This window comes from Nostoc sp., from assembly GCF_036916575.1.
Lineage (GTDB): Bacteria > Cyanobacteriota > Cyanobacteriia > Cyanobacteriales > Nostocaceae > Nostoc.
Genome location: NZ_JBALGC010000101.1, coordinates 1 through 10,600, shown reverse-complemented (window position 1 = coordinate 10,600; position 10,600 = coordinate 1). Strand labels below are relative to the sequence as shown.

The 10,600-nt window shown below is 41.0% G+C and carries 8 protein-coding genes and 1 pseudogene; 6 read left to right on the top strand and 3 right to left on the bottom strand.

Going from position 1 to position 10,600, the window contains the following annotated elements:
• Positions 1-474: 474 nt before the first annotated feature.
• On the top strand, positions 475-2,019 hold the full coding sequence (locus V7L29_RS21155; protein WP_334736724.1) for an ArnT family glycosyltransferase: 1,545 nt from the start codon (positions 475-477) through the stop codon (positions 2,017-2,019).
• A gap of 78 nt (positions 2,020-2,097) precedes the next feature.
• Here the strand turns inward: V7L29_RS21155 and V7L29_RS21150 are convergent.
• Positions 2,098-2,331 (bottom strand): annotated as a pseudogene (locus V7L29_RS21150) (hypothetical protein); the annotation flags it as partial.
• A gap of 158 nt (positions 2,332-2,489) precedes the next feature.
• Between V7L29_RS21150 and V7L29_RS21145 the strand changes: the two are divergent.
• The 3 genes from V7L29_RS21145 to V7L29_RS21135 all read left to right on the top strand — a co-directional run bounded on the left by V7L29_RS21145 (position 2,490) and on the right by V7L29_RS21135 (position 5,949).
• On the top strand, positions 2,490-3,971 hold the full coding sequence (locus V7L29_RS21145) for a mannosyltransferase (RefSeq protein WP_334689801.1): 1,482 nt from the start codon (positions 2,490-2,492) through the stop codon (positions 3,969-3,971).
• Positions 3,972-4,094: 123 nt separating this feature from the next.
• Positions 4,095-5,291, top strand: a complete 1,197-nt coding sequence (gene dxr / locus V7L29_RS21140) for a 1-deoxy-D-xylulose-5-phosphate reductoisomerase (RefSeq protein WP_334689800.1) — start codon at positions 4,095-4,097, stop codon at positions 5,289-5,291.
• A gap of 460 nt (positions 5,292-5,751) precedes the next feature.
• Positions 5,752-5,949, top strand: coding sequence for a hypothetical protein (locus tag V7L29_RS21135; RefSeq protein WP_334736723.1), 198 nt, complete (start codon positions 5,752-5,754; stop codon positions 5,947-5,949).
• A 116-nt stretch (positions 5,950-6,065) separates the two neighbouring features.
• Here the strand turns inward: V7L29_RS21135 and V7L29_RS21130 are convergent, their stop codons facing one another.
• On the bottom strand, positions 6,066-6,566 hold the full coding sequence (locus tag V7L29_RS21130; protein WP_334689798.1) for an acyl-CoA thioesterase: 501 nt from the start codon (positions 6,564-6,566) through the stop codon (positions 6,066-6,068).
• A gap of 117 nt (positions 6,567-6,683) precedes the next feature.
• Here V7L29_RS21130 and V7L29_RS21125 point away from each other — a divergent pair, with 117 nt between their 5' ends.
• Both V7L29_RS21125 and V7L29_RS21120 read left to right on the top strand, forming a co-directional pair.
• Entirely contained in the window at positions 6,684-8,753 is a 2,070-nt protein-coding gene (locus V7L29_RS21125) for a CHAT domain-containing protein (protein ID WP_334689797.1), read from the top strand.
• A gap of 251 nt (positions 8,754-9,004) precedes the next feature.
• Positions 9,005-9,154, top strand: coding sequence for a hypothetical protein (locus tag V7L29_RS21120; protein WP_334736722.1), 150 nt, complete (start codon positions 9,005-9,007; stop codon positions 9,152-9,154).
• A gap of 105 nt (positions 9,155-9,259) precedes the next feature.
• Here the strand turns inward: V7L29_RS21120 and V7L29_RS21115 are convergent, their stop codons facing one another.
• A complete protein-coding gene (locus tag V7L29_RS21115) occupies positions 9,260-9,604 on the bottom strand; it encodes a DUF1815 family protein (protein WP_334689796.1) in 345 nt (114 codons plus the stop codon).
• Positions 9,605-10,600 lie beyond the last annotated feature (996 nt).

The following is a 10,600-nucleotide window of genomic DNA, read 5'->3' as shown; positions in this document are numbered from 1 at the left end:
ACACTTTTTTTCTGACTTAGTTCTCTGATTTTTCGACATCCACTCAATGGAATCCACTGTCGAGCTATTTTTGCTTGCTTTAGTCTAAACTCCAGGAATAAGGTTTCAGAGAGTTATTGCGTAAGTCCTATACCTGCAATCTGCTGTATATAGCAATACGGTTCAGTTAGCCCTAAAAACCTTAAGTTGCGTAGGTTGGGTTGAGGAACGTAGACCCAAAGGGGCTTCCCGCAGGGTAACGCAACAATTAACGCTTAATGTTGGGTTTCACTTCGTACCCCTACGGGGAAGCAAGCTACAACCCAACCTACGATTATCCTTAATCCAAGTGTATTGGGGCAGGCCACACCAGCACAAAGAGCGATCGCACCATATGAACGCCGCTTTTCAAACAACAGTAACCAAACTCCCATTGCAGAATCTGGGGTACAATACCGCCTTACAGTCTTTGAGATGATTATCCCGATTTTAAATATGCGTCTATTCCGAAAAAAAGAATGGTTATTTAGCTTACTGGTAATATCTTTAGTTCTATGGCTGATATTTTTGGGAAACTCCCCTTTACGAGATTGGGATGAAGGTACTGTGGCACAGGTTGCCCGTGAAATTTGGCGTGCCCCACTTGGTTCAATGCGTTGGCTTTACCCCACCTTGGGAGGTGAACCTTATTACAATAAGCCACCCCTAATGCACTTACTAATTGCTTGGACTTACTCCATCGCAGGCGTGAATGAGTGGACAACACGTCTACCGGGTGCAGTCTTAACTGCCTTGGGAGTGCCTTTGCTTTACTTGGTGGGATGTTTGCTTTTTAACCAAAGTTTACCAGCTCTGTTTGCCGCTTTAGTTTACCTAACGATGTTGCCTGTGCTGCGTCACGGACGGCTAGCAATGCTAGATGGTACAACTATTACCTTTTTTCTGCTGTTGTTATTTTGTTTGCTAAAAGCACGTCAGAATCGTCGATATGCTTTAGGTGTGGGATTTTGTCTAGGGTTAATCACTCTAACTAAAGGGATGATAGTTTTGCTGCTAGGGGCGATCGCTTTTTTATTCCTGATTGCAGATCGGCAGCTTGCTTTGTTAACAAACCCCTATTTATTAGTGGGAATGTTTTTAGGAAATGCACCAGCGATCGCTTGGTTTGCTGCTCAATGGCAACATTATGGCGACAATTTCTTCCAAGTGAATTTTCAAGCACAAACCTTTGATCGCCTTGGACAATCTGTTGAAGGTCATAGTGGGCCTCCCTGGTACTATTTAATTGAGTTAATTAAGTATAGTTTTCCTTGGTTATTATTTTTACCGGGAGGTTTTTATCTAGCTTGGAAAAAACGTCATACTACCTGGGGTCGCCTAATTATTATTGGCACAATTGTTTATTTAGGAACCATCTCTTTAATGAGAACTAAACTCCCGTGGTATATTATGCCTGTATATCCATTTTTAGCTTTGGCAATAGGTGCTAAACTTAGCGAAATTTGGCAGTACGGTCATTTTAGGGTGCGAAGTTGGACAATATTTATGGCTGTTATTGCTCTTGCTGGTTTAGGAGGTTGTGTTTACTTTATTCTTGCAAATAAAGAGCCTATTTTAATAGTCATGAGCATTGTTTTGGCAATAAGTATGGCCACGGCAGCTTGGTTAATTAAACAGCGCGATCGCAACTTTATTCCAGTGTTATTTACAGGGATGTATTTAGTTTTAGCACTATTGATGAGTTCGCAATCTTGGATTTGGGAATTAAAGGAAGCTTTTCCAGTCAAGCCAGTAGCAGACTTAATTCGGGCAAATGTTTCACCAGGAACACAAATTTATACCTCTTTTGCTTATGGGCGTCCTAGTTTGGACTTTTACAGCGATTGCAAGGTAACTGCTGCAACTATGCCACTTTTACAACAAATGTTATCTAATAAATCTTATTTGCTGTTGGACAATGTGGCTTTACAGCAAATCAATTTAACTGGTAGTAAAATTATCGGAGCAGCTAACGGATTTACGCTGATTACCAAAAATTAATGTTTGATTCGATACATTCATTAGGAAATTTCAATTCAACTTCTTACCAATAAAGAACAAATATATGGATCAAATTCTCTAACCAACCCAGCGTTCTTGGGCAAATCCTACAGCTATTTTGGCTAGTAATGTCACAAAAGCGCCTAATATTAAATATCCCTGACGAGGATGGCGAGATAGCAGCACACCAATGCCTATATTCAAAGGCACAATACCATAGGCGAGACGGCTCAAGGAGATAGTGCCTCCAGAGGCTAACAGCAAACCAACACCACAAAAGCCATAAATAACTGTAACTGGGGTCAGTTGTTGACTAACCCGATTTTCCGCATAATTTTAAGTACTATTACTTATTGACAAGAGCTACGTAGCCTTAACCTCTCACTCATAGTACCTCCTTGACCTGAATCCTTACTTTTTAAAATAATGACTTTTACCCACTCCCTACTCTCTATTCCCAGTTTTCAACGATGAATAGCAAGGTTAATTTAAACACCCTTTTATTAAGCACCCTAATTCTCCTAGCTCTGCTAGTCCGTGTTAGCGCCGCCTTGTCTTTTCCTAATATATTTTGGCCAGATGAGATATTCCAGACTCAAGAACCAGCACACCGACTCGCCTTTGGGAATGGAATGGTGACGTGGGAATTTAGAGATGGTACACGCTCGTGGGTATTTCCAGGAATTCTAGCGGTTGTTATGCGCCTAACCGCTTGGATGGGAGATGGTTCCAGTGGTTACTTGGCTGGTGTAAGTATTTTTTTGTGTCTGCTTTCCCTAACTACAATTCTGGTAGCCTTTTTATGGGGATATGAAACTGGGGGGCTGGTTACTGCCGTCATAACTGCGGGTGTTTGCAGTGTTTGGTTTGAACTAGTTTACTTTGCGCCCAAAGCTTTTACTGAAGTGGTGTCAGCTCATCTTCTTTTACCTGGAGTTTACTTGGGCGTTCATGGTAAGAATTTCCAGCCTCGGACTCGCCTATTCTTGGCGGGTTGTTTGTGTGGACTAGCCCTAGCCTTACGAATTCAACTACTGCCGGCCGTAATTTTTGCAGTAATTTACATTTGTTGCCAACAGTGGAGAAAAAAAGGGATGCCCATGATAGCAGGTATCTTGGGGCCTATACTCATCTTTGGCATGGTGGATGCCTTCACCTGGTCTTACCCTTTCCAATCCTTTTGGCTCAACATCTGGTTTAACGTTGTGGAAGGCAGAAGCCTAATTTATGGAGTGTCTCCCTGGTATGAATATCTGTTGTACCTGCTCAAAAGTTGGTCTTTCATACTAATTCCGATTACGCTTCTAGCTATTATTGGTTCCCGCCATAGCCCGATTCTGGCATGGCTAGCCATCATTATTGTGTTAACTCACAGTATTCTCGCTCACAAAGAATATCGCTTCATCTATGCAGCCCTACCAATGGTGATGATATTAGCAGGACTGGGGACAGCAGAGCTAGTTGTCAACTGGTTGCAAGCACGGAGAATGATCATACCAGGATTACTCAGTCTTGTACTTTGGACTTACTCATCTGCTGTTCTGTCCAGCCGATTTGATGTCTATAAAGAGTTTAGTTTTTCTACGCTGTGGATTACTAATCCAGAAACGACACACTGGTATTCGGGATCTAGCAACTTGATAGCGTTGCAAAAATTGAGTCAGGAAAAAACCATTTGCGGCGTTGGTCTTTGGGGTATTTCTTGGGCTTTATCTGGAGGCTATACCTACCTGCATCACCATGTCCCCATTTTCCTCCTTGGAGAGGAAAAGGATTTTGACCAATTAAAAGCAGGTTTCAACTACCTTGTTGCCAATGTTCCTGTCCCACAGCAACACGAAGACTACACATTACAGAAGTGCTGGAAAAGTACTTGTATCTACAAAAAGCAGGGTTCCTGCACCGACCAACATTACGATGTCAACCAAATTCTCAAACAACAAGGATATTAACGGGTAGCAACGTGATTTGGTGATATGAGATCGGGGTTGAGTTGTATCGATTATAGTGATTGCTGTTATTAAAGAGTCCCCGGCAATTTATAGTGGGAGTTGTCTGTAAATCCTTAAGCAATTGTGAAAGCGATTACTCTTGTTGGTTCCACTGGTTCTATTGGTACTCAGACTTTAGATATTGTCACTCAGTACCCAGATCAGTTTCGGATTGTGGGATTGGCAGCTGGGAACAATGTAGAGATGTTGGCTGCTCAAATTCGGCAGTTTCGACCGAAAATAGCAGCAATTTGCTCAGAAGAGAAATTACCAGCGCTAAAAGAAGCTCTCATTGACCTCGATCCCCAACCGATTCTACTGGCAGGTGATGCCGGAGTGATAGAAGTCGCTCGCTATGGCGATGCCCAAACCGTTGTCACTGGTATCGTTGGTTGTGCTGGTTTGCTACCCACAATCGCAGCTATTGAAGCTGGTAAAGATATTGCCTTAGCGAACAAAGAAACGCTGATTGCTGGGGCCCCTGTGGTTCTACCCCTAGTTGAAAAACACGGTGTAAAATTACTCCCAGCCGATTCCGAACATTCCGCAATCTTTCAATGCCTCCAAGGTGTGCCAAAGGGAGGTTTGCGGAAAATTTTGCTCACTGCATCTGGTGGGGCTTTCCGGGAATGGGATGTAGAAAAGTTAGCAGATGTAACCGTTGCTGACGCTCTCAAGCATCCTAATTGGTCGATGGGGCGGAAAATCACAGTAGACTCTGCTACTTTGATGAATAAAGGACTGGAAGTAATTGAGGCTCACTTTTTGTTTGGCTTGGATTATGACGATATCGAAATTGTCATTCATCCCCAGAGCATTATTCACTCGCTGATTGAACTGCAAGATACTTCAGTTTTAGCTCAACTCGGTTGGCCAGATATGCGCTTACCTTTACTGTATGCCCTATCTTGGCCCGATCGCATCTACACCAACTGGGAACGACTAGATTTAGTCAAAGCTGGAAATTTCACCTTCCGCGAACCAGATCACCAGAAGTATCCTTGTATGCAGTTGGCTTATGCTGTGGGTAAAGCTGGTGGTTCAATGCCAGCGGTGTTGAATGCCGCCAATGAGCAAGCTGTAGCTTTATTTTTAGATGAAAAAATTCGGTTTGTAGATATTCCTCGGTGTCTCGAATGGGTGTGCGATCGCCATCAAAATGATAACCGTGCTAATCCCTCTTTAGATGACATTTTGGCAGCAGATAAATGGGCAAGACAAGAAGTTTTAACAGCGACTGAAAAGTTAGAAACTCACTCGCGGATAATTTCTTTGCGATAAAAACTTTCAGTTCAGATTAGACTGGGGATTAGAAATTGATGCTTAATCCCCAATTTTTAATCCCCAGCCTCTAATCCAATTAATGTGGAAATCATTTAACCTTATGACAAAGACGGACTTGCCAAACTAGAAAAAGTTAAGAAATTAAACTTTATTGAAGATAGTCACTGGCTTCCGGATCAGCTATCAGTTTTATGTATATCTATAATTTATCTATAAACAAAAATTAAACAAACATCTTTACAAAAACTTTGCAAAAAAATCGGTATCTCACATCAATAAGTATTCTCCTTTTTAGATAAAATATCCCCAGGCTAGTTATTACAAAAAAAGCATTATAGTGGATATTAAAAATTGGGTTCAACATCTTTTATACCAGCATTTATTACCCAAACAAAAACTTACCCTTTCTGAATAAACCCACTCTTAGACAAGGGCAATTATTAAGGAATTAATATATATGATTGCTACGCTAATTATCGCTTGGATAGTCTTCATAATATTGTGGAAGTTGCTGAAAGCAACCGTAAGCAATGCATTGACTATTGCGGCAATCGTTGTTTTATTAAATATTGGTTTTGGTATTACTCCACAAGATATTTGGCATTACGTAACGCAGTTTGCTCAAAATCTGTCGCAGATCCAAAGTGGCAAGTAAAAATATATACTTCACTTTTGCTAATGAAAGGTGAAGTATAAAAGATGAAATGACACAATTTTTAACTTTGACACAACTAGCGTCAAATTTTTTGTGGTTTTTATAACCTTTCTTGATCAATCATTATTTAATGCTGAAATCTTGGCCAACGCATCTTTAACACTCGCCGGCAACTGACGCATAATCTTGCCTCTTTCGCTATCTAAAGCTACTAAAGTCACCTTGGCAGTGACGTATAATTGTTGTCCATCAGTTGAGACAATAGCATAATCCCAATTGATGCGGACACCAGTCACTTCAGCCATGCGCGTTTTTACCACCACTGCCATACCCAATTGAATTGAACGGTGATAGCGCACCAACAGTTCTACAACTGCTAAATCGCAGCCTATAGCGACTAAATCAGCAAATTCAATCCCTATAGATCGTAAGCATTCAATCCGTGCTTCTTCCATCCAAGCTATATAGGAACCGTGCCAGACAATACCGCTATAGTCAGTGTGGTGGGGTTGCACTCTCACAGGATATTCAAACCAATTCCCAAATTGATGACTTGATGGATTGTCAAGGGCGCTGATTGGTGGTAGTCTTGGTTGACTGGGTTTTTCTTCTGACATTTTCAAGTTTCTAAGCACCTATAAATTTTCCAAATCATTGAATAGCATAAAAATTAATTGCGTTGCCGGACTTCTTGATTTAATATTTACACTTCCGAGTATAGGGAGTGTTTTGTTATGCAGCCTAATCTCCAGTATGTTAGTGTTGTTACTTTGACTATACTTAGTTTACTAGGTTTGGGGATGGCGTACCCAAACAAGAACCAGGTAAGTACAAATGCAAGGTTAAGGTACGATTCCGGAGAAAAAGCTCAAGCTTTACTCAAGAATAATCAGCTCTCAGAAATTGAAAGGCTCAACGAAGAAGCTATCAAAGAATCTCGGCTAGGTCAATCGAAAGAAGCGTTGCAGAGATTACAAAAAGCATTAGCCATCAGCAGAGAACTTGGAGAGCGCTCTTGGGAAGCGGTAACATTCAATAACATCGGCAGAATCTACCAAAGTCAAAAAAAGTATCCTGAAGCACTTCAATCTTATCAGCAAGCCCTATTAATTAACAAAGAACTTGGGGATCTCGTTCGACTTGGCAAAACCTACAGTAACATAGGTTACTTATTTGATATCCAAAACCAACCAGAGTTAGCAATTTTTTTCTATAAGCATTGCTTGATTAATCGTGAGAAAGCTCGCTTGAATCCATCAGCACTGAGTGCGCCACAACCAGATGCTTATAGCATAACTGTTAGTCAGACATATCGCATTTTGGGTGAACGATTGCTCAAACAAGAACGTGTTGCTGAAGCACAAAGGACAATGGATTTACTCAAAGTTGAAGAACTAGAAGAATATCTCCAGAATGTGCCAGGTAATCAACGTACTGTCAAAGGTATTAATATAGCGGCAAGAGAAAAACCAATTAAACAAAAGTTGGAGCAAACTCTGGATAATGCTGTTGTGCTGGGTAAACAACTGACAACACTACGGAAAATTTCCCCTAAAGAGCGATCGCTCGAACAGAAACAACGCATCGAGCAATTAGTCCTAAATCAACAGCAACTCCTGGATAAATTTAACGAATTTATCAATAGTCCTTCAGTGAAAGCACAGGTAGAGCAAATTAGCCGCACAGCTAGGCGGCAAAATTTGGATTTGGAGAATCTCAACGAACTTCGAGATAATTTGGCGCGATTGCCGCAAAAATCGGCACTACTCTACCCGCTGATTTTAAAAGATAGTTTGGAATTGGTACTAGTAACTCCTGAATCTCCACCAATTCATCGCACCGTTGCTGTAAAACGCGAAACCCTCCATCAGACAATTGCTGCTTTCCGCCAAGCTTTAATCAATCCCAGTCGAAACATCAAAGCACCTGCACGCCAATTGTATGACTGGCTAATTAAACCGATAGAGAAAGACCTGAAGTTATCAGGTACACAAACTCTGATTTACGCTCCAGATTACCAGTTACGTTACATTCCTTTAACTGCTTTATATGATGGCAAACAATGGTTAGTGCAGCGCTTCAATGTGAATCACATTACATCTGCCAGCCTGACTAACTTAAACACCCCAAAACAATCTACTTTGCGGGTTTTAGCTGGTGCTTTTACTAAAGGTAATTATCAAATCAAAGTTGGTAATCGCCAGGTTGCTTTCGCTGGATTGCCCTTAGCAACGCAGGAAGTGGAAAGTTTAGCAGCTACGGTTCCTGAAACTACGACACTTTTAGACGATGCCTTTAGCCCTAGAGTCGCTGTACCCCAAATGGATGATTATACAATTGTCCATTTAGCGACTCATGCAGCTTTTGTGGTGGGTAAACCAGAAGATTCGTTTATTTTATTCGGAAATGGCGATCGCGTTAACTTCAGAAATGTCGCCACTTGGTCACTCCCCCATGTAGATTTGGTAGTATTGAGCGCCTGTGAAACCGGCTTGGGAGGTAAGTTGGGTAACGGTGAGGAAATTTTGGGCTTTGGCTATCAGATGCAACAAACCGGCGCTAGAGCCGCCATCGCCTCGTTGTGGTCTGTGGATGATGGTGGTACACAGGTACTCATGAGTGCTTTTTATGGTATCCTCTCCACGGATAAATTAACTAAAACTGAAGCTTTACGACAAGCTCAAATCTCATTAATTACTGGAGATTGGAAGGCAATAAGTCATAATGTACTCGTAGCAGCAGTTAGCAATTTTAGTCACCCGTACTATTGGGCACCTTTTATTTTGATTGGTAATGGACAATAGGAGTAAAAATTCATAAATTAGGGAAAACACACAGTCAAGCAGATATAATGATAGTTACTACTACCCAGATTCCCTATCTGACCTTAGTAACGCCTAACATCGGCGATTTCCGTAGCTGCCATATTTCATTACTGAATCCTTTTACATAGCCCTAAGGAAAACTGTGTTAGCGAAGCTTAACGTACTCCTACGGAGAAGCAAGCTATGCGTAGTGTCTCGTTAGCGCAGTCCAAGGTAGAGAAGAGAAGTTATTGCGTTTTGATGAAATTTTGGGCAAAGAGCAGCGTCTAACTACCCAACCTCTGCCTTTGGTAAGTTTTAACACCTTCCAGCAAAAGGCTGAAAATCCGGTTCCTGAGGTTTTGGCAAATACAAAAAAATATGCGATAGACCAGCCATGAGCCAATCACTTAAGGGAAGCAAATAGGTAAGAGCGATCGCCAACTAAGCCACCATTACCAATTATCGATAATCAATTTCTAAGAAAGCGATCGACCTTTGGAACCTTAATACTTCTTGGCAAGAGTTTTAGAGCCTGTATCAGTTTGCATAGATTGCTTGACAAGATTAGCCAGTTCGTCTAATTGGCTTATTGCCTCCGCACCCTCTAACTTCATTAATTCGCGGTCATCCCGCATTTCCGTCCAAGTAATCCCGTAATCGGACACTAAAAACCGAATCAGATGGTTATCATCCAAGCTAACCATAAACGATGCACTATTCATTTGGTCGCCACAGGTGTAGCAGGACGCAGGATACCCACGTCGTTCTAATACAACCGCCAAGGCTTGCAGGTTCATTACCAAGTCTTGGACGAATTGTCGATGTTGATGTGCTAGTCTCAGAAACACTTTTGTCCTCCAGACACCACAGTCATTTGAGTCTCTTTTATATTTTCTTTAGATTTTCTCATCCACTGGTATTGTAAACTATTCAATACAATTACCAGACAGATGATATTGAGTCGTTAATTGACTACCTTGTTTAGGGTAGTGGATCAAGGTTTTAAGGGCCGTATCAAACTATTCAGTTTACAAATTAAAAATCTCGGACAGAATTGCTAAATTTAACTATATCTTTATACATTTTTGTCAGGGTAGATTCTTACAGGAAGCGATTCGCTTTAAGAGTAACTTAAATCTAGCAATAGTCAACTACAGAAAAGCTACATATTGCGTTTTTATTGGCGACGTGTAGCCAAATTCACTGCTATTAGAGGTTATAACGTAGCTTTGCATCGTTATAGTGTCTATTGCTTAGACGTATGATCTGTTCTGTTTTTAACGTAGATTTTGGTATAGACAAATGATTCAGTATACCAAATTCGTTCCTCCTGTATATATAAAGTTGAGCTGATGACAGTGCAAATTTGAGATTCAGTACTAGTGAAAGATTAATTGAAATCCTTTATACAAACTTATGTAGGTGAGCAGATAAGTCTAGTGTAGAATCCACAATGGATCAACTCAAGACTGACAATACCTAAATTCAGGAAAGCAATGTTGCCATTTAGGCAATATTTTCAGATATTTTGGGATTAAGTAAGTCGGCGCTTATATTTCTTTATATACATTGAATTTTTCTAGCCGACTTACTTACTCTGTGGCGGTTGCTATATTTTAATTTTTATCTCGTTTAAATAAAACACCTTGGCAGGTTTAGTGCCAAGGTGTTTTATTACTTAACGCGATGTGCAACTTATTCTTGGAACCCCGCTTCTATTCTTATTTCCCCCAATCCCCAGAGGGGGCCCCTTTCAAGGGTAGGGAATTAAAAATCAGGCAGTAGAAAGGGTGATTTGAAAGACATTCATTTGAGGAGTGAAGTTAGGCCACTGCTCAGGAAAA

Excerpts from the sequence above, each read along its gene's own strand:
- V7L29_RS21155 (WP_334736724.1), top strand. The coding sequence starts at position 475 with ATGCGTCTATTCCGAAAAAAAGAATGGTTATTTAGCTTACTGGTAATA.
- V7L29_RS21145 (WP_334689801.1), top strand. The coding sequence starts at position 2,490 with ATGAATAGCAAGGTTAATTTAAACACCCTTTTATTAAGCACCCTAATT.
- V7L29_RS21135 (WP_334736723.1), top strand. The coding sequence starts at position 5,752 with ATGATTGCTACGCTAATTATCGCTTGGATAGTCTTCATAATATTGTGG.
- V7L29_RS21130 (WP_334689798.1), bottom strand. The coding sequence starts at position 6,566 with ATGTCAGAAGAAAAACCCAGTCAACCAAGACTACCACCAATCAGCGCC.
- V7L29_RS21125 (WP_334689797.1), top strand. The coding sequence starts at position 6,684 with ATGCAGCCTAATCTCCAGTATGTTAGTGTTGTTACTTTGACTATACTT.